Consider the following 18,885-nt stretch of genomic DNA (forward strand, 5'->3'; position numbering starts at 1 on the left):
ATAAAGTTATGTAAACTGGAATTACTTGACGATGAATAATATATATGATAAAATTTGATATGTCGAAATTGTTTCCGTAGCTCAGCTGGATAGAGCGACCGCCTCCTAAGCGGTAGGTCGGGTGTTCAAATCACCTCGGGAACGCTTAAATGTAATACTGCAAACCTTTAGTTTGGGTTTGCAGTATTTTATATAAAGATATTATATGGTAAGTGCTATGTAAATGTATGATAAATGCAGCATAGTAAGTATTATGTGATAATTATTATGCAGTAGGTATTATATAAAAATTATTGTAAGCAGATAGAATGTGGTGCAAATATGAATTATATAGTGTTAGATTTAGAATGGAATCAGGCAATTAAACAAGACCATAATTCACAGTTATTATTTGAGATTATAGAGATTGGTGCAGTAAAATTAGATGATAATTTTAAGAAAAAAGGTACATATCAGAAATTGATAAAGCCTGAATTATTTAAGAAGATACATCCAATAGTCACCGGAATTACGAAATTGCAGGATAGAGATTTTACTAATGAGAAGAATTTCAAATATGTTATTAAAGAGTTTTTGAGATGGTGCGGTGACGATTATATATTCTGTACATATGGTAATCAGGACTTGTATGAATTGCAATGTAATATGAGATACCATAATGTAGAGATACCATGGAAATATCCTTTTAAATATATAGATATACAGAAGATTCTCAGTGTAGAATATAAAGAAGAAATCGAACAGATGTCGTTAGAGAAGGCAGTCAATTTCTTAAAGATTAACCATAAAAGCGTATACCACAGAGCATTAGGCGATGCAATGTATACAGCAGAAATTCTATGCAGATTAGATAAGGAAAATATAAGAAAATATATTTCAATCGACCATTGTTGTCTGCCAGAGACAGAGAGAATAGCAAAAGATATTGATTTAGGGACAAATAATGAATATATTACACCTATATTTCCTAGTAAAGAGGAGTTGTTAGAGAATACAAAGCTTCACATTACCAGATGTCCGGAATGTATGAAAAAATGCCGTAAGAAGATAAGATGGTTTTCAGATGGGTCGAAATATCTATGTGTAGCAAAATGTGAAGAACATGGTCTGTTAGAGGGTATAATCAATATTAAGAAGTTATATAATGAAGAGAAATACTATGGAATAAGAAAAGTATATCTGATAAATGAAGAGAAGTATAATCATATAGTTGGCAGAAAAGAAGCAATTAAAGAGAAGAGAAGGCAAAAGCGTAAAACACAGAAATAATAAAATAAGAGGAAAGAGATATGCGTAAAAAGACATTTGTAGTTATTAAATATATAATCTGCTTTCCTATATATGTTTTGTTAGTCATATTTGGATTTGTAGGTGGTGCAGATTCAAGGGATATATGGGACAATATATCAAAATGGATTAATAAGTAATAAAAATTAATTGATTAATTTTTAAATAAAAAACTTAGAATAATAATTAAGAAAAATACTTAATATTATTCTAAGTTTTTTACTTACTAGGAAATTTCGTTGAAATTGTCCTAGTAAGTAAAAACGCTCCGCAAGGATCGCACTGCGGCGGAGAATGTCGCAAGCGACATTCTTTATTCTCATTATTCGTTATCCGGAAGTGATTGTTTATAATTCTCAATTAATCCATCAAGTTCTTCTAAGAAACAATCAACACAACCATAGAAAGAATCATTATTAGTAGGATCGTCGAATTTATTACGGATAGCTGAAAGTTCATCGATAGCGGCTGTTAATCTCTTTCTTCCTGTATCATTAAGATATAAGAGATATCTGCTTCGCTCATTTTCTTCAGCAGTATTTTTTCTTAATACAACCTGAATATTAGGTTTCTCACCGATGTATCTATAAGTTATGGCAGGTGAAGCATGATTAAACATATGCTGAAGATATGTTATATCACCGGTAGATTTGTAATATCTCCAGGCGTAAGTTTTTCTCATTGTCTGGGCACCAATTGCGGATATTCCAACTGATTGACCGACAGCTTTAAATACTCTGTATGCCTGTTCTCTTGATAAAGGTGCAGTAGAATTAGTGTGACCAAGTATAAGATATCCATCAGGATCCTTGCCTTTGACTAATTCATCGATAATTTTCTGGTCTTCTTCAGAAAATTCATAAGTTGTCATTATCTCTCTGGCACCTATGGATACAGAAATAGAAGATTTGCCTTTAACATCTTTATTCTTTAATTTAAGTATCTCCTGAAGTGCCATACCTGTTCCAATACCTATCTGAAACATAATATAATATTTATCGTCTACTTTTCTTAATGCCTGTTTAAATCTTTCTAAAGTTTCATCGTCCTTTATTGGTGCTACCCAACCCATAATATTACCTCTTTTCTATTAAAATTCTATTAAAATATTAACGTATGCCTGAACGTTTCTGACGTCTGCGTCTTCTATTACGACGTCTACGTTTTCGGTTAAAGTTTTGAATAACTCTTGTATATCTTATGACTAAGATTATAACTGCTATAATTATAATTATTGTCAGCAGAATCCAGATATTTATATTTATGGATCCCTTCTTAGGCTTGCTTGTATTAGATTTGGTATTCTTCTTTGGACCAAATTCAAATGAGTTATCATTTGAATTAAGAACAAGAGAAGTTCCTCCGACATTCTTGTCCGCATAATAATAAGCTATATTAGCAATCTTACCATCGGTCTGTTCTGAAGAATCTAAAAAGTCTAATTCAGATTTACAATCTGCAAGCGTAACACCTTTAGGAAGTACAACATTTCCTTCTGTACCTAATTCTATAAGAGGTGTACTTGAACCAAAAACAGTATCGAGTTTGTTAGTTGAATTACTAAAAGAGAAATTCTTTTCATTCTCCGATACATTTGAAAGTGAGAAATTATTAAAACCATAATCTAATAATAACTTTGTGTCATTATATACATTTGCACCGTTAGAACGCATAACAACACTTATAAGTGTCATACCATTACGTCTTGCGAATGTAACAAGTGTTGTGCCTGACTGATCAACATATCCTGTCTTACCACCTAGGATTCCTTCATAATAAACAGGATTATTAGGAAACATCATCTGATGTCTGTTAGCTATAGGCAGAGTCTCCGATTGCTTATTAGTAGCAGGAATAGTATATGTAGTATTAGATTCTATTTTAAGAAATTCATCATTAGCAGCCGCAGCTCTCGTAATCATAGCCATATCATAACAAGTAGTGTAGTGGTCCTCTAAGAACAAACCATGAGGATTGGCAAAATGACTGTCTGTAGCACCTGCCTCTTTGGCACGTGCATTCATCATATCTGCAAATACAGAAATAGCAACTTTTGATTCATCATATTCCTGGCCGGATGCCTTAAGTTCGGATATCTTCTGGGCATAAGCATCACTTTTTCTTGCTACATATTCGGCAACAGCATTAGCTGCTTCATTAGCTGATTTAAGCATAACAGCATAAAGAGAATCTTTTAATGATAGTAATTCACCTTCCTGTCTGGCAATGTGAGCTGCACCAGATTCTAAGGAATATATGTCATAGTGATAGTATTCAACCATATCTGAAAGATTACCATTCTCTAATGCTATTAATGTAGTTAGAATCTTTGTAATACTTGCAGGATACATCTTCTTGTGGCAGTCTTTATCATATAATACTGCACCTGTAGATGCTTCAATCAGAACTCCGGTTTCAGCATAAATGTCGGGGTAGGCAGGCCAGTTTTGTTCACCGTCTGCGTAAACATTTACCTCTGAATTGTGGATAAACACTGAAAAAATTATGGTTAATGTTAATAAAACACTTATATATCTGTAAAATGCAGGAGAAGAAGATGTTCTGCATCCGTTATTTACTTTATTCATAAGGAAAAATCTGCCTTTCAATTTGATAGATATTATTATACACAATATAAAATAAAAATGCAACTAATTAATGTTACGTTTTATATAAAAATATTTTGTTGCATAATATATAGATATATTGTTAAATATGTTTAAACAGAAAAATGACCATACCTCAATTGAAGTATGGTTATCTCTCGTATCAGCCTGATATTAAAATATCATTTAAGTATATTATCGGCTTTGTTTGCTGGAATTCATACGCTTAATAACCTTAAGTCGTGTAAATTCTTCACGTTCTTTTTCTTCTAATGCATTTGAAATAGTAGTGGTTAATTCCTGATATGCAGGAATTGTAATATTCTGAAGTGCATTAGCACGCTTCTGCGTTTTCTTAATATTGTGAGCAAGACGGTAGGCAGAATTCTCAACCATAGACAGTTCAATGGTAAGTTCTTTAACCTTTTCGAAACCATGCTTTGCAGCATCTAAAGATTCTCTGGTACTGTAAAATGCATAGTCAGGAGTATCTTTTCTCTCATTGTCATATTCGACAAGAGGAATTTCAGTACCCATAATACTACGTGTTTTAATCTTAATGGAATCTTCGATAGGAATTGCATATGCAAATGCATTTACTTCGTTAATTCCCATTTCAATATTAGCTTTTTGCAAAGCCTTATATGCTTCTGTATATGTGTTATCAATTTTACTCTGAATACTCTCTGCCTTTGAGATAAGCTCCATTAGTTCACGAATAAGTATGTTTCTTTTCTTATCCATTAACTCATATCCCTGTTTAGCAAGAGCTAAAGAGTTTTTTGCAATTATAAGGTTGCCCTTTGTGGGGAATGTATTTGGATTCATATATACCATACCTTTCTCAAATACAATTAATTAAGCTCTAAATCATCTGTATAATTATCATAATACTTATCAAGAATCTTGGTATCGATTCGGTCTAGTTCTTCTTTTGGCAGCATATGAAGTAATTTCCAGCCCAAATCCAAGGTAGTGATGATATCTCTGTTCTCGTAGTCTTTCTGTCCTACAAAATGACGTTCAAATGCGTTACCAAATGCAAGATATTTCTTATCAGTATCAGAAAGTTCATCTTCACCGATTACTGATGCTAAGGCTCTTGCTTCACCAACTTTCGCATAGGATGAGAATAACTGGTTGGCAACTGACTGGTGGTCGTCCCTTGTGAAGCCTTCACCGATACCATCTTTCATAAGACGTGAAAGTGATGGCAGAACATTAATTGGAGGATAGATTGACTGACCATGTAATGTACGGTCTAGAACTATCTGTCCCTCAGTAATATATCCTGTTAAGTCAGGAATTGGATGAGTAATATCATCATTAGGCATTGTAAGTATAGGAATCTGGGTTACAGAACCCTTACTGTTGTTAGCTATACCTGCACGTTCATAGATAGTTGCAAGTTCACTGTATAAATATCCGGGATAACCTTTACGTGATGGAATCTCGCCTTTTGAAGATGAAACCTCACGCATAGCCTCTGCAAATGATGTCATATCAGTTAAGATTACAAGAACGTGTTTACCTTCATCAAATGCAAGGTATTCAGCAGCCGTTAAAGCAACCTTAGGAGTAATAAGTCTTTCTACAACAGGATCATTTGCAAGATTTAAGAACATTACAACGTGGTCAGATACACCACTTTCATCAAATGTCTTTCTGAAATAATCAGCTACATCATGTTTAACGCCCATTGCACCAAAGATTACTACAAGTTCTTCGTCAGAGTCATCTCCAAGAGAAGCCTGTTTAACAATCTGTGCTGCAAGTTCATTATGTGGAAGACCATTTCCGGAGAAGATAGGAAGCTTCTGTCCACGAATAAGTGTTGTAAGTCCATCAATTGCAGATATACCTGTTCTGATGTAGTTACGTGGATATTCACGAGTTACAGGGTTAAGTGGCTTACCATTAACATCCCTCTTTATATCTGAAATGATTGGTCCCATACCATCGATTGGTTTACCGATACCATTAAATGTTCTTCCTAATATGTCTAAAGAAAGAGGAATCATAAGTGGATGTCCTGTAAGTTTTGTATGGGTATTTGTAAGTGACATATTCTCAGAACCCTCAAATACCTGGATAATAGCCTTATCTTCGTAAATCTCGATAATTCTTCCAAGTTTCTTATGAGGATCATTATCTAATGTAAGTTCAACAATTTCATCATATGCGGCATTAGAAACACCTTCTAGTGCTACAAGAGGGCCTTTTATTTCACTAAGACCTAAATATTCAATAGCCATTTTCTAATACCTCCTATCCATTCTTTCTCATTACTTCATCATAGAATGTATCAATATATTTCTTATAATCATCAAACATTTCCAAGTGGTCATTTGGAATGTCGTATTTGATTGCTATTATTTTCTCGAAAATATCATTTTCTTTTAATACACTCATTGGCATACCTAATCCGATAAGTGCGCGGGCTTTATTATTGAGGTATAAAATTGTTCTCATCATAAGATTCTGCTTCTCAAGTGATACGCAGGTATCATCTTTATGGAAAGCATTCTGTTGTAAGAAACCAAGACGTATAACACGGGCAATTTCAAGTGTCAGCTTCTGGTCATCAGGAAGAACATCACTACCAATAAGTTTAACAATCTCTATAAGACTGCTTTCCTGGTTAAGTATTGCAAGAATCTCATTTCTGTTAGATACGAAATCGTTTGCAACATTTTCATTATACCAAGGTGCAAGGTCTAATAAATATTCTGAATAACTTGTAAGCCAGTGAATGGCTGGGAAATGTCTTGCATAAGCAAGTGATTTATCAAGTCCCCAGAAACATCTTACGAAACGTTTAGTATTCTGTGTAACTGGTTCAGAGAAGTCACCACCCTGTGGAGAAACAGCACCGATTATAGATACTGAACCCTCTGTACAGTTAAGATTCTGTACATAACCCGCTCTTTCATAGAATGCTGATAACTTACTTGCAAGGTATGCAGGGAAACCTTCTTCAGCAGGCATTTCTTCAAGACGGCCTGATAATTCACGAAGGGCCTCTGCCCATCTTGATGTTGAGTCTGCCATAATTGCTACATGGTAACCCATATCTCTGTAATATTCTGCAAGTGTAATACCTGTGTAAATACTTGCCTCACGTGCAGCCACAGGCATATTAGATGTATTTGCAATAAGGGTGGTTCTATCCATAAGAGGATTACCTGACTTAGGGTCAACTAACTTAGAGAAATCTTCAAGAACCTGTGTCATCTCATTACCACGCTCACCACAACCAATGTATACGATAATGTCAGCATCTGACCATTTAGCTATCTGGTGCTGTGTCATTGTCTTACCTGTACCGAAACCACCTGGAATAGCCGCTGTACCACCCTTAGCAATAGGGAAGAGTGTATCAAGGATACGCTGACCTGTAACAAGTGGCTTTGTAGATGGGAAACGCTTGTTAATAGGACGTGGAACTCGAATTGGCCATTTCTGCGTCATTGTAAGTTCTAAGTCTGTACCATCTTTCTGTGTTATGGTTACGATAGTTTCATTAATAGTATACTCACCATCAGATACAACACTTTTAACTGTACCTGAAATATATGGAGGAACCATACATTTATGAACAATAGCAGAGGTCTCTGGAACTTCAGCTATTATTGTGCCACCCTGGACTTCATCACCGGGTGCTACTGTAATATGAGTATTCCATTTCTTAGAAGTATCAAGGGAATCTACACTGATACCTCTTGAAATATAGATACCGGACTGTTTAGCAATATCACTTAATGGACGTTCAATACCGTCGAATATGTTGTGAATGATACCGGGTGCAAGAGTAACGAATATAGAACTACCTGTAGAATATACAAGGTCTCCGGGTTTAAGACCTGAGGTCTCTTCATATACCTGGATTGTTGTCATCTCAGATGTAAGTCCGATTACTTCACCGACTAATTTCTCATCACTAACATAGACCATTTCGCCCATTTTAAATGCGGTACGACCTTTTATGTAGATGACCGGTCCGTTTATACCATAAATTTTACCTGTTAATTCATTATTCATGGAGCAACCTCCTAAAATGTAATTGTGTAGTCAGTTTTTATTTCATTTATTTTGTAATTAAATGAGTTGTCTACAAGAATATTTCTGGCAGGAATAATTGCTCTCATTCCTCTGCCAAAAGAATATTTGCTTATAGATATGGCTACACCTGTTTTAGCTTCGAGATAATCTTTTTTGTCAGCATCTAAAGGGTCAATATATATTGTAATATCTGATTCAGGTGCTATTTCAATAGAAGATTTTATCTCATTTACCAGAAGATTCTTATAATCCTCTGTTTCAAAATAGTCATTTAACATTTTCTGTACTTCATCAAAAAGTAATTCTTTTAAATTATCTTTCTTATGAGTAAGTTTTCTTCGAATATGCTGCTGTTGTAAAGAAAAATCTTTACTAAATTCACGTCTGATGCTTTCCATCTGGGTATGTTCCTGAATCTCCCATTTCTTAATAGCATCTTTTTTATAATTTTCAAACTGTATATTTAAGCCTTCTTTATATTCTTCAACAAGACTGGCTTTTTTCTGCATGGCAGAATTCATAGAAACTTCCATAAAGTGTTGTAATTTATCGTTAATATTCATATTGCCTCGCATTCTGCCACTTAAAAAATGTGGCTAAAACATTAAAGTTTAAGTCCTATGGCTTCACTTACATAAGATGTAATAAAGTCGCTGCGACGTCCGCTGCCATGTCTGTCAGGAATCTCGACAAGAAGTGGTTGCTTACGGTTAAGCTTTATATCATCTATGATTTCAGGAAACTCAAAACTTAATTTCTCTGTTATGAGAATAATACCAATCTCTTTATCAGATAAGGCATTATTTAAGGCATCTTTTAATTCGCCTTTTTCGTGGACGACTACGCCTTCAATACCGGCTAGTCGCAACCCTGTCTGGGTATCTACGTTATCACTGATTAAAAATATCTTCATACTGGTCTCCATTCCGGAGCGTTTTATGACAGGACAGACATGAAATTACTCAGGATTTAAGTAATTTCATGTTGTATAAAATAATACCTGGTATTATTTTACATTTGTCTCCACTCCTGTATCTTACAATTTACTTAAAATCATGAATGAGATAATAAGTCCGTAAAGAGCAACACCTTCGGCAAGACCTACGAAGATAAGTGATTTACCAAGGATACTCTGGTCTTCACTAATTGCACCAAGAGCTGCACTTGCTGCACTTGCAACGGCGATACCACCACCGATACAAGATAAGCCTGTAACTAATGCTGCACCGATATAACCAAGACCTGTTGCAAGACCACTTGAAGTAGCTGTAGTAGTAGCTTCAGCGGCTGAAACATTACCTGTAAACATTACTATCTGTGAAATAATTAAGATGCCGAAGAAAGAAATTATATTAATAGCGAGGCTCTTCTTATAATGACCTCTTGATTTTTCTCCAATGGCATATGCTCCAAATGGAACTACAATACTAAGAATAAGTGCGATTGCTAAAGTGATTTTTACTGCTAACATAAATTAATCCTCCTTAAATTCGTAAGTTATTCTGATAATAATCAGTTTTATTTATTTAGATTTTTCAGTAGAAAAACTACTTACATGTTTAAATGGTTTAAATTCTCTGCCGCTGCCGCTGTAGAATCGGCTGAACATTTCGTAATACTCAAGACGTAATACCTGAATACCAACGATAAGTCCCTCAAGACAGATTACAAATAAGTTACCAAGAACTATTACTACCCAGTTAGGTGATGAGCTTTCAGCTTTACCTAACATAAGTACAACTTCCATCATAGATGCATGGCTGACTGCGAATGCACCAATACGGATAAATGATAATGTATTTGAAAAATAACTTAACAAAACTTCAAATAATTCGAAGAATGTCTGGGTAATGAACATTCCAATACCTGTCTTTTCTTCCGGTTTTGTCTTAGTTATTAAATGTGTAAGTGGTTCTTTAAGTGCTATTAATATAAGAGGTACACCAAACATTATGGCAAGTACAATACCTGCAGGAACTTTCTTGTGAGCCATTAATAATGCCACAACAGCTACAAGTGAACCATAGAATACAAAACCTGCGAGTGCGTTTGTATCAAAGAAAATGTTCTCTGTGTCTTTATTCTTAATTGCATTTGTTATATGGAAAATCATTGTTACTAAGATAAGGAACATACCAAATCCTATCGCAACGACAAACACTGTATTTAATCGTCCAATAAGTGGAACACTTGACATTGCATCAACTGGCTTTAACCATACCGCGTGGATTACATCTTCAAAACCGAATATACTTCCGAACATAAAACCGAAGAATGTTGAGAATATACCACATGTTCCAATAATTGCTGCAAGGTCCATCTTCTTAAAGTAGTACAGAAGAAAGCCAGCAATGACTAAAACTAATCCCTGACCGACATCACCAAACATTGCACCAAATATGAATGAATAAGTGAGTGCAACAAATATTGTAGGATCTAATTCGTTATAAGCAGGAAGTCCATACATCTTAATGTACATCTCGAAAGGTTTAAAAATCTTAGGATTCTTAAGCTTTGTAGGAGGTGTCTTGTCTTTTCTTCCTGAACGGTCCTCTACGATACATACGACATTATCATCATCTTTAATCTCACCTATGAATCTGTCGCAATCTTTTTCAGTCATCCAGCCACAAATGATATAGAATATTTCGCCATCATTATTCGTGTGGGTAGCCATCTTTCTTACATCAAAGTTCTCATATGCAATCTTAATTCTCTCATATGATGTAACAATTGCATTTTGTTCTTTTTGAACTTTGGCTTTAACCTGTTCATTAAGTCCTTCTATCTTAACACTTAAATCATTAATTCTATTAGTAAGGTCTTCACAGGCTTTCTCGGGGGTTCCGTTAACTTCATCAGGGATAAATGTTCTCTCAAAATGCATTGATGTATAAGTTGCATCAATTTTATTAGCTTCATCAACAGGAACGAAGTAAACACCCCAGACATATTCATTGTCTGTAAGACATTTTTCAAAAACGGAGTTATCGTTATTAGACATATAATCTTCTAATTTTGAAAAATATTCTTTAGGAATTCGTCCAAATCTGAATTTGATATGTTTAAGATGTAAAATACTGCTTATATCATAATTCAAATCCACAAATGGATTAATCTTATTATATCTGTCCTCTAAGTTCTTCTTAATTTCTTCAAGTTCAGCAATCTTATTCTGATATTTACGAACCTGACGGCTGGTCTTAGATATAATGTTATCTGCCATCTCGACAGTAATGTTATCTAAATATGTTATATCCTTTGTATCTATATACGTAAGAAGTTCCTTTCCTTTAGATAAAAATTCTTTATACGGATTCGCCTCTAAATAAGGGGAAACATAATTAGATGATTGTAATTCCAACATAGAATTTTCAAGATGTATTTCATATTTTGATAAATATTGATTTATAACTCTGTCGATATCATCATTAGGTCCGGTGATACTGACGAATTTCATCTTTTCAATCAACTCATTTCACCTCCGAATTATACAATATATCGTTTATCTCTGATACCGGAAGTGAATACCTTACACACTCGGTAAGAGATATTAATTTTGCTATCTCCTGATTCTTTTGGTGCAGATATGTATTGACACATGCAAGAGAATAAGGATTGTTTCTAAATGATAATGAATATATTTTATTCAGGTAAGTTTCATACATAGTTTCGTATGAATTATCATTTAATTCACTATCGTTATATGTTTTACCATAGTAAGTTGATTTAAGCATTTCAGACATAGCGTTTATGTTATCCACATTTACAAGCTGTTTTATCTGAGCTTTGCTTAATTTATAATTTACAGGTATGAGCATCGAATATATCTGTGCAGGTTTAAGATTATAATATTTTTTACTTCTGTATATCCATTGAAGATTTAAGAGGTCTATCTTATAACCATAGGCTTCGGTTATGACTTTATGGTCAATTCCTTTCAGATATTTGTCACGACTGTTCCACATTGTCTCGAAATATAATAAATCTAATGCAAGCTCGTAATCAAATAATGATGGATTACTTCCCAAGTCGTGTATATGCTTCAAAGGTGCTGCATATTGTGTATTACTTATTGCTAAAACACATTCGTCTACTGAAGTAGATTTTGATATGGCATCAAGGTCTAAATCAGAAAAACGTTCAAAATATGGCTTTATAACAGACAAATCCATAATTACTTTATGCTTATCTGTCAGTTCGCGAAACACCTGTTTTAAAATATGTGTTTCATATCTCATAAAATATATTTCTAAATATTTACGTTGTTTGACGGAGGCGAAATTATAAAGCTTACCAAAATCTTTATAGCTGGATAACAATAAGTAGCGTTCTAAGTCACCACGATGCAATCCGTTAACGTCAACACTACTGAAGATGTCTTTATAAGATTTTAGGTTACCAATATAATTAACTACTTCTGTTACTGAGGACAGTCCCGCCATTTCAGTAAACATTTCATGAGTAATGAGATTGCTTTCCATTGCACGAACTTTAGTTGTAAGGCCACTGTAAGCTAATAGATTACTCATCAAATCACTCCTTTATAAGCTCGGCAAAAATATCCCCGGCCATCTTTGTGTGATTGGTTTTAAAAGCATCGTCTAATTTCTGTAAATCTTTTTCTGTGTTTGCTCGCATCTGCTTGAGAATCTTGTCATTGTCTGCCTGAAGTTTCACTTTGAATTCTTCAATGTGTTTTTTAACATTTTCTTCAAGTTCTCTGTCGAGAGACTCTGTTTTCTCAGACATCTCCTTAGCATAATCTTCCTTCTCTTTATCTGCTGAAGTAAGTATGCTTTCAGAAGCACTGTCTATCTTGGATAATTCGGAAATAACTTGTTCAACTTGATATTCCATGTATAATCACACTCCTTTTTCAATCCAATTATACGCATAATACACCTTTAAAATAAAAATTTCAACCACTATTTTGAAAATATGCTTATTGATAATTTTCAAAAAAGGACTTTTTTTTTGAAAGATAATAAGGTATCATTTTAGTATATATAATAATTCAGTATATATAATAATATATCAGAAACGAGAGAAAGCAGGTATAATTTAGTGAGATTAAGAAATGTAAAAGGTTCAAGAGAAGCGATAGCAGAAAGTGAATTTACCATAAATGATTTTGCAGAGTATAAAGGAAAATGGAATGAAGTGTTTGGCAATGATAATCCGATAAGAATTGAAATCGGTATGGGTAAAGGTAAGTTTATAACGGAGCTTGCATTACAAAATCCGGATATCAATTACATCGGAATTGAGAAGTATTCAAGTGTTTTAATCAGAGCAATTGAGAAGAGAAAGGACATAGAACTTAACAATCTCATATACATCAGAATGGACGCAGTAGAAATATGTGATGCATTTGAAAAAGGAGAAGTGGACAGAATATATCTTAATTTCTCGGATCCATGGCCAAAGGACAGACATGCTAAGAGACGTCTTACATCTAGACAGTTTTTCGCCAGATACGATGAAATATTAAAACCTGATGGCAAAGTGGAATTCAAGACAGATAACAGAGACTTGTTTGATTTCTCTTTAGAGGAAATACCTGAAACAACATTTAAGATTGATGAATATACATTTGACCTCCATAGTGATAAGGAAGCCGATATCTATAAGGGGAATGTGATGACTGAATACGAGGAGAAGTTCGTAGGACTTGGAAATCCTATCTGCAAGCTTGTAGCTTCGAGAAAATAACCTCTTGCTTTTTTACTTACCAGGAAATTTCGTTGAAATTGTCCTGGTAAGTAAAAAACGCTCCGCGAGGATCGCACTTCGGAGGAGAATGTCGCAAGCGACATTCTATATTCTATATCATATGTGTATATGCCATATGTCAAAAAAGTATTAAATGAATACATTATAATAGGAAGATATAGGTACCATATGAAATAGATATACTTAAATTTTTTCGAAAAATACAGAGATTAGATATATTTTTAAGGGTAATTTTATTAAGTATATTTTTTAGAAAACATATGGAGTTGTGAAAAGGGGAAAATTATGGGTAGAAAATGTTTTTTTTGTAAGATTAGAAGATGTGGCAGAAGGAGATGTTGTCACAGGCATTTTGATGAAAGATGGTTCAACAGGTGTTGCTGCAATTTTAAGAAGTCTATGGACGAAGTATATAATTTACTTAATCCAAAGTAGAAAATATTTTAGATTATTTAGGATAATAGATATCAAGGTTCCATAAAGAATAAAAGATAGTGAAAATTGAGAATTATAACTTAGAGATATAGGACAGAGCGTTTGATGGATGGGGATTAGACATCAAATACTCTGTTCTATATCTCTGTTTTGGCCTATAACTCTATAATTCGCAATTAGGTATATTTCGGATTAAATTTTCAACATCTTATTGTACTTTTCGGTATATTTTATAGGTTAAAGTATTTTTTAATCTTAGTTTCGACCACATTTTTAGTAACGGCTTCTTCAAGTCTGCCTAACACTTTACCGTCTTTAATAAATAAAAGTGTTGGTATTGATAAAACACGATAGTCAAGTGCGACCATAGGATTTTCATCAATATTAATTTTGCCCATCTTAATTGAATTAATATATTTTTTTTCAATTTCATTTACAACAGGTGCCATAACCTTGCAAGGCATACACCAATCTGCATAAAAATCAACAATTACAGGCATATCTGATTCTAAAACTTCATTTTCGAAATTATCTGCATTTAAAATTTTCATACTATTCTCCAATCCGCATATTATAATTTATTTGACTGTTACATCTTCAACAGTAATATTTTTTTCAGTAAGTTTTCGGTTTATTACCCTGTCTGTAAGGAATGCGATTACCGCAACACATGGAACACCTAGAAACATTCCGATTGGTCCGGCAAGCCAGCCGCCTACAGTTATGGCAAATATTATCCAGACAGGACGAAGTCCGGTGCTTTCTCCAAGTATCTTTGGACCGAGATATAAGCCATCAAATTGCTGTAAGGCAAGTATCAGTACACCGAAAACTAAAGCATATTTCCAATCAATGGTAAGTAATATAAGAACTCCTGGAACTGCACCTATAAATGGTCCGAAATATGGAATCATATTTGTAATACCTACGATAACGCTTATAAGCATTGAGTATTTAAGACCTAGAATGTTCATAAACAGAAAGCACAGGAATCCTATTATGGTTGAATCAATTGTTTTACCAACGATAAATTTTCCAAAGATTTTATTACATTCGCTTAATGTCTGTGATATCTTATCAGCATGTGACTTCTTGAAGATAACATATATTACTTTTTTGCAATTAGTAAGAAGTCGCTGCTTATCGATGAGCATATAGCAGGATACCATAATTGCTATAATCAGGTTAATAACCCATGAAATAACCGACATAGAAGTATTGTACAATAATGGCAGAATTGTATCAAGAGAACCCTGAACAAATTCAATTATTTTTGAACTGTTATCCTTAACAACTGATGTAATATATTCTATATCCCAGGTTGGATGTTCCTTACTGGTTTTATCAAGGAAATTAACAAGTTTGTCATAAGAACCCTGCACACCATCATAAATATTCTTAAGACTTGAATATATCTCAGGTACAATAATAGAAATACATACTCCGATTATTCCAAGAACGATGACATATGAAAATAGTATTGATAAAAATTTTCTGATTTTATCGGATTTAATCCTGAAAATTTTCTTAAGTAACTTGCCATCTATTAATTTAACAAGAGGATTCATTAAGTAAGCAATAAAAATGCCAATTAGAAATGGTGAAAGCACATCAAGAATTTTGTGTACTGTCCGAAGTGTAGAACCCCAGTTCCATATAAGTTTAAATGCTATAATAGCAACTATAAAAGTAATAAGAACATACATAGAAATGGTGTAATATTTCTTGTTCTTCTCGAATTTGTGTTTATCCATTTTTACCTCCACTTTAAAATTTGAAATTTATATAATAAATACTGAATATATAGATATATAACAAAATATATACCATATCAGACATTACATTTCTATGGTAAAAAATGTCTGAAATATAAAATAAATTATATATAAAAGTATAACATATAAACGGAAGGTTGCAAAATAAATTTATGATAAAGTTATGGAGTTATATCACCTTGTAATGAGATTATTCCATAAAAATAATATAACATAAAATATAAGTAAAAATTAATCAGTGAACACAAAAAAAGCACCTGCCCCGGAAGTCGAGCTTCCAAAACTGGTACTTCTAGTGCGCCTCCAGGGGTTCGAACCCTGGACACCCTGTGTGACCTGATGAATTTTATTTAATTTTATTTCGCCTCAAATATTGTTATATTATGTGTCACAATGCCTTTATTTATCAGCAGTTCAGGTGTTATAACCTGTTAAAGAAATTTAGTAACAAAATATAATATTTTTTAAAAAGTAGAAAATTTTGTGGGCAAGATTTTTGTTGTTGGAGCCTATATTGTACAAAAGTTAGTTTATAGAAATTCGGTTACTGAATTTATTTACAATAAATTTTTAACCTTGTTAACATGAGTTATATCTCTAATGTAATTACTATTAACTACATTGATTTTTAACAATTTAATGAAAGGACATACTATATGCTGTCTACTGGTGAGCAGTGGAATCCGAGCGATCTTTACAAAATCGATATGCCTGTAGCTCTTGTTGAAAAGCAAAAAGCAAAAGCTATCAAGTAAGCCAAGAAACTATTACAACGTGAAGGATTGCTTCCTCCTGATGAACCATTAGCTTCTTGATCTAATTTCCTAACTCTATAACACTTCAAAAAGTTGCCTGCCTTAGACAGCTTATTTAAGTGTGCCTATTTATGGTCTTCCTCTACTTTCTTTCACACTAAACCTCCAAACTGTGTAATTTTATCTTACATCAGTTTAGAGGTTTACACAAACTTTGGGACGCTCCCGAACTTGCATTAACGCCCGATGGATTACAAAATTTTGTAGATTCTATAAGAAATTTCTTTTCAATTTTAATTAATTATTGCCAGTCCTATAATTAAATGGGACTGGCAATAATATCGTATTCTAAAATACCTTGATTCATAAATCATGATTACATTATTTAATAACTTGCTTTATTTATCTTCTATTGTCTTTTTTTATTAAGTCAAAGGATTTCACATAACTTTTATTAGTATTATTTTTCATTAACTCCAATAAGTAATCATATTCAATTTCCGATTTATGAAGTTTTTTATAATAGTCCTTTATTAAAGCAGCATAACCACTTGCTATTGCTGTAGACTGTGATGTTCCACTCGAAATAGTCGAAATGAGCTTATCATTTTCAACAGTCAAAGATTCAATGTCTACACCTGGATATTTAACAATAGACTCCTTCTTATCCATCGTTATATTACATTCTTCCCATAATATTCCTTTTTCGTTAATACTTTGTACAGCAATAACTGTCTCCAACGAAGCTGGAAATAATAAATCTTTATTATCATAATCTCCTGCCGCTGCTAATATAGTAATCCCTTGTCTTTGCATTTCTGCAATTTGTTTAACTACTTGTTCACTATAGTTCATTCCTCCTAAGCTTATATTAACAATTGTAGCTTTTGAATTACTAATATACTGTAAAGCTTTCAACAAATAGTCATTATTTGTTAATCCTTCATCTGATATCGCTTTAACAATTATTATTTTTGCTTTAGGAGCTATTCCATAAACTTCATTGTAACCATCTCCACACGCAATGCTAACCATTTCTGTTCCATGACCATTATAATCATTTGTATTTCCTGAGTCATCAAGAACATTATATTTTCCCACGATTCTATCGCCTAGTTTCTTTGCATATGCATCAGAAATTCCTGAATCAATAAACGCAATAGTCTGTGAATCACCTTTTGAATATTTTAGCAATTGATTATAATTCATTTTTTTTAAGTACCAATTGGATTCATTGTTACTTGTTACAATCGTTATAACTGCAATTCCAACTCCTACAAATAGTAATATTCCTAAAATTATTATTATTATTGATAAAGGCTTAAAATTATTAATTGGCATAATACTTTTTTTCTTTAGAAAAAATATTACGCAGATAATCATGCATATTAAAAATATATACTTACCATATATACCATATTTATTGATTATTTCTATCATGATTTTTCTCCTCATGTTTATTGCTTCTTTACAGTAAATATGCCAACCCATGTGAAATTGATTATAACACCTCTAGAACCATTTTTTGCATCAATTCGCGTAGCAATTAATCCAAAATACCCAGCTCCAACCGCTGAGAGTCCGCTTATCAATGCTGACACTGCCGCTGACCCCTTTGAAATCAGCCCTTCCGGTGCCAAGGCGGCAGCAGCAGTATATGATGCAGTTCCTCCTGATACCATCCACGCAGAATTGCTTATTGTATTAAATGTGCTTACTATTTTCTTAGCACTCTTCTTGCTTGCATATCTTTTGATTCCCCACCATTTAACTACAACTTTATCAACATTTCCTCCCTGAATAGCTAAATCTTCATTTATTTCATATACTGTTCCGTTATCTGTCACGTCATATTCTTCAGTTTGTAATAAATCATTAACTTGTTCCATCCCGGCTAAAATTGCCTCATAGTTTTCCTGACCAATCTTATCTATTTCCTTTTGAGAGATTTCAAGCACAAATTGACCGTTTACAACCTCAACATCATCATCCAACTCATCAATTAACTCATCAAAAGTTATACCATATTCCTCTTGCTCATAATGATTCTGCGCATATTCTCCTGAATCTGCATACACGGACACATTAATATTACTAACTGTTATTGCCATTGCTAGAGTAATTGCTATAATTTTTGTCACTTTATTCAATAATATCTTCTTCATGTAAAAACCTCTTTCTTTTTCTAATAGAGTACTTATTAAATGTTCTTTAATTTAATAGATACAT

The 18,885-nt window shown here is 33.2% G+C and carries 19 protein-coding genes and 1 tRNA gene; 5 read left to right on the forward strand and 15 right to left on the reverse strand.

Features of this window, described 5'->3' with window-relative positions; all coding sequences use genetic code 11:
• The first annotated feature begins 70 nt into the window (after window positions 1-70).
• The 3 genes from OCV48_RS12115 to OCV48_RS12125 all read left to right on the forward strand — a co-directional run bounded on the left by OCV48_RS12115 (window position 71) and on the right by OCV48_RS12125 (window position 1,427).
• Window positions 71-144: transfer RNA gene (locus OCV48_RS12115), tRNA-Arg, on the forward strand.
• Between the two features lie 177 nt (window positions 145-321).
• Complete coding sequence (locus OCV48_RS12120) at window positions 322-1,269, forward strand: 3'-5' exonuclease (protein ID WP_147592078.1); 948 nt, start codon at window positions 322-324, stop codon at window positions 1,267-1,269.
• Between the two features lie 20 nt (window positions 1,270-1,289).
• Window positions 1,290-1,427, forward strand: a complete 138-nt coding sequence (locus tag OCV48_RS12125; RefSeq protein ID WP_262559804.1) for a hypothetical protein — start codon at window positions 1,290-1,292, stop codon at window positions 1,425-1,427.
• 182 nt (window positions 1,428-1,609) lie between these two features.
• Here OCV48_RS12125 and OCV48_RS12130 read toward each other — a convergent pair whose 3' ends face one another.
• The 11 genes from OCV48_RS12130 to OCV48_RS12180 all read right to left on the reverse strand — a co-directional run bounded on the left by OCV48_RS12130 (window position 1,610) and on the right by OCV48_RS12180 (window position 12,815).
• Window positions 1,610-2,359 (reverse strand): tyrosine-type recombinase/integrase, encoded by a 750-nt coding sequence (locus tag OCV48_RS12130; protein WP_021983325.1) that lies wholly within the window; start codon window positions 2,357-2,359, stop codon window positions 1,610-1,612.
• Window positions 2,360-2,396: 37 nt separating this feature from the next.
• Window positions 2,397-3,875, reverse strand: a complete 1,479-nt coding sequence (locus OCV48_RS12135) for a D-alanyl-D-alanine carboxypeptidase family protein (RefSeq protein WP_147592079.1) — start codon at window positions 3,873-3,875, stop codon at window positions 2,397-2,399.
• 213 nt (window positions 3,876-4,088) lie between these two features.
• Window positions 4,089-4,721 carry a V-type ATP synthase subunit D gene (locus tag OCV48_RS12140; protein ID WP_147592106.1) on the reverse strand — a complete coding sequence of 211 codons (633 nt, stop codon included), beginning with the start codon at window positions 4,719-4,721 and terminating at the stop codon, window positions 4,089-4,091.
• A gap of 26 nt (window positions 4,722-4,747) precedes the next feature.
• On the reverse strand, window positions 4,748-6,148 hold the full coding sequence (locus tag OCV48_RS12145) for a V-type ATP synthase subunit B (RefSeq protein WP_021983322.1): 1,401 nt from the start codon (window positions 6,146-6,148) through the stop codon (window positions 4,748-4,750).
• A gap of 13 nt (window positions 6,149-6,161) precedes the next feature.
• Complete coding sequence (locus OCV48_RS12150; protein ID WP_021983321.1) at window positions 6,162-7,934, reverse strand: V-type ATP synthase subunit A; 1,773 nt, start codon at window positions 7,932-7,934, stop codon at window positions 6,162-6,164.
• Between the two features lie 11 nt (window positions 7,935-7,945).
• Window positions 7,946-8,518: a hypothetical protein gene (locus OCV48_RS12155; protein WP_147592080.1), complete on the reverse strand. Its 573-nt coding sequence runs from the start codon at window positions 8,516-8,518 to the stop codon at window positions 7,946-7,948.
• A gap of 41 nt (window positions 8,519-8,559) precedes the next feature.
• On the reverse strand, window positions 8,560-8,868 hold the full coding sequence (locus OCV48_RS12160; RefSeq protein WP_021983319.1) for a V-type ATP synthase subunit F: 309 nt from the start codon (window positions 8,866-8,868) through the stop codon (window positions 8,560-8,562).
• A 123-nt stretch (window positions 8,869-8,991) separates the two neighbouring features.
• Window positions 8,992-9,426 carry an ATP synthase subunit C gene (locus tag OCV48_RS12165; protein ID WP_147592081.1) on the reverse strand — a complete coding sequence of 145 codons (435 nt, stop codon included), beginning with the start codon at window positions 9,424-9,426 and terminating at the stop codon, window positions 8,992-8,994.
• 51 nt (window positions 9,427-9,477) lie between these two features.
• On the reverse strand, window positions 9,478-11,427 hold the full coding sequence (locus OCV48_RS12170) for a V-type ATP synthase subunit I (protein ID WP_147592082.1): 1,950 nt from the start codon (window positions 11,425-11,427) through the stop codon (window positions 9,478-9,480).
• A gap of 1 nt (window position 11,428) precedes the next feature.
• Window positions 11,429-12,487: a V0D/AC39 family V-type ATPase subunit gene (locus OCV48_RS12175; RefSeq protein WP_021983316.1), complete on the reverse strand. Its 1,059-nt coding sequence runs from the start codon at window positions 12,485-12,487 to the stop codon at window positions 11,429-11,431.
• Window positions 12,488-12,491: 4 nt separating this feature from the next.
• Complete coding sequence (locus OCV48_RS12180; RefSeq protein ID WP_021983315.1) at window positions 12,492-12,815, reverse strand: hypothetical protein; 324 nt, start codon at window positions 12,813-12,815, stop codon at window positions 12,492-12,494.
• A 207-nt stretch (window positions 12,816-13,022) separates the two neighbouring features.
• On the opposite strand from OCV48_RS12180, the gene trmB reads away from it, so the two are divergent.
• Complete coding sequence (trmB, locus tag OCV48_RS12185) at window positions 13,023-13,670, forward strand: tRNA (guanosine(46)-N7)-methyltransferase TrmB (RefSeq protein ID WP_147592083.1); 648 nt, start codon at window positions 13,023-13,025, stop codon at window positions 13,668-13,670.
• A 289-nt stretch (window positions 13,671-13,959) separates the two neighbouring features.
• Window positions 13,960-14,172 carry a hypothetical protein gene (locus OCV48_RS12190; protein ID WP_147592084.1) on the forward strand — a complete coding sequence of 71 codons (213 nt, stop codon included), beginning with the start codon at window positions 13,960-13,962 and terminating at the stop codon, window positions 14,170-14,172.
• Window positions 14,173-14,356: 184 nt separating this feature from the next.
• Here the strand turns inward: OCV48_RS12190 and trxA are convergent, their stop codons facing one another.
• The 4 genes from trxA to OCV48_RS12210 all read right to left on the reverse strand — a co-directional run bounded on the left by trxA (window position 14,357) and on the right by OCV48_RS12210 (window position 18,821).
• A complete protein-coding gene (gene trxA / locus OCV48_RS12195; protein ID WP_147592085.1) occupies window positions 14,357-14,677 on the reverse strand; it encodes a thioredoxin in 321 nt (106 codons plus the stop codon).
• A gap of 27 nt (window positions 14,678-14,704) precedes the next feature.
• Window positions 14,705-15,880 carry an AI-2E family transporter gene (locus OCV48_RS12200; RefSeq protein WP_147592086.1) on the reverse strand — a complete coding sequence of 392 codons (1,176 nt, stop codon included), beginning with the start codon at window positions 15,878-15,880 and terminating at the stop codon, window positions 14,705-14,707.
• 1,178 nt (window positions 15,881-17,058) lie between these two features.
• On the reverse strand, window positions 17,059-18,096 hold the full coding sequence (locus OCV48_RS12205) for a S8 family peptidase (protein ID WP_021983310.1): 1,038 nt from the start codon (window positions 18,094-18,096) through the stop codon (window positions 17,059-17,061).
• A 17-nt stretch (window positions 18,097-18,113) separates the two neighbouring features.
• Complete coding sequence (locus tag OCV48_RS12210) at window positions 18,114-18,821, reverse strand: hypothetical protein (RefSeq protein WP_021983309.1); 708 nt, start codon at window positions 18,819-18,821, stop codon at window positions 18,114-18,116.
• Window positions 18,822-18,885 lie beyond the last annotated feature (64 nt).

The organism is Bovifimicola ammoniilytica, from assembly GCF_025567085.1.
In the GTDB taxonomy this organism is placed as follows: Bacteria; Bacillota; Clostridia; order Lachnospirales; family Lachnospiraceae; genus Bovifimicola; species Bovifimicola ammoniilytica.

What these genes read in the sequence shown, in the direction of transcription:
- OCV48_RS12120 (WP_147592078.1), top strand. Translation starts at nt 322, where the DNA reads ATGAATTATATAGTGTTAGATTTAGAATGGAATCAGGCAATTAAACAA.
- OCV48_RS12125 (WP_262559804.1), top strand. Translation starts at nt 1,290, where the DNA reads ATGCGTAAAAAGACATTTGTAGTTATTAAATATATAATCTGCTTTCCT.
- OCV48_RS12130 (WP_021983325.1), bottom strand. Translation starts at nt 2,359, where the DNA reads ATGGGTTGGGTAGCACCAATAAAGGACGATGAAACTTTAGAAAGATTT.
- OCV48_RS12135 (WP_147592079.1), bottom strand. Translation starts at nt 3,875, where the DNA reads ATGAATAAAGTAAATAACGGATGCAGAACATCTTCTTCTCCTGCATTT.
- OCV48_RS12140 (WP_147592106.1), bottom strand. Translation starts at nt 4,721, where the DNA reads ATGAATCCAAATACATTCCCCACAAAGGGCAACCTTATAATTGCAAAA.
- OCV48_RS12145 (WP_021983322.1), bottom strand. Translation starts at nt 6,148, where the DNA reads ATGGCTATTGAATATTTAGGTCTTAGTGAAATAAAAGGCCCTCTTGTA.
- OCV48_RS12150 (WP_021983321.1), bottom strand. Translation starts at nt 7,934, where the DNA reads ATGAATAATGAATTAACAGGTAAAATTTATGGTATAAACGGACCGGTC.
- OCV48_RS12155 (WP_147592080.1), bottom strand. Translation starts at nt 8,518, where the DNA reads ATGAATATTAACGATAAATTACAACACTTTATGGAAGTTTCTATGAAT.
- OCV48_RS12160 (WP_021983319.1), bottom strand. Translation starts at nt 8,868, where the DNA reads ATGAAGATATTTTTAATCAGTGATAACGTAGATACCCAGACAGGGTTG.
- OCV48_RS12165 (WP_147592081.1), bottom strand. Translation starts at nt 9,426, where the DNA reads ATGTTAGCAGTAAAAATCACTTTAGCAATCGCACTTATTCTTAGTATT.
- OCV48_RS12175 (WP_021983316.1), bottom strand. Translation starts at nt 12,487, where the DNA reads ATGAGTAATCTATTAGCTTACAGTGGCCTTACAACTAAAGTTCGTGCA.
- OCV48_RS12180 (WP_021983315.1), bottom strand. Translation starts at nt 12,815, where the DNA reads ATGGAATATCAAGTTGAACAAGTTATTTCCGAATTATCCAAGATAGAC.
- trxA (WP_147592085.1), bottom strand. Translation starts at nt 14,677, where the DNA reads ATGAAAATTTTAAATGCAGATAATTTCGAAAATGAAGTTTTAGAATCA.
- OCV48_RS12200 (WP_147592086.1), bottom strand. Translation starts at nt 15,880, where the DNA reads ATGGATAAACACAAATTCGAGAAGAACAAGAAATATTACACCATTTCT.
- OCV48_RS12205 (WP_021983310.1), bottom strand. Translation starts at nt 18,096, where the DNA reads ATGATAGAAATAATCAATAAATATGGTATATATGGTAAGTATATATTT.
- OCV48_RS12210 (WP_021983309.1), bottom strand. Translation starts at nt 18,821, where the DNA reads ATGAAGAAGATATTATTGAATAAAGTGACAAAAATTATAGCAATTACT.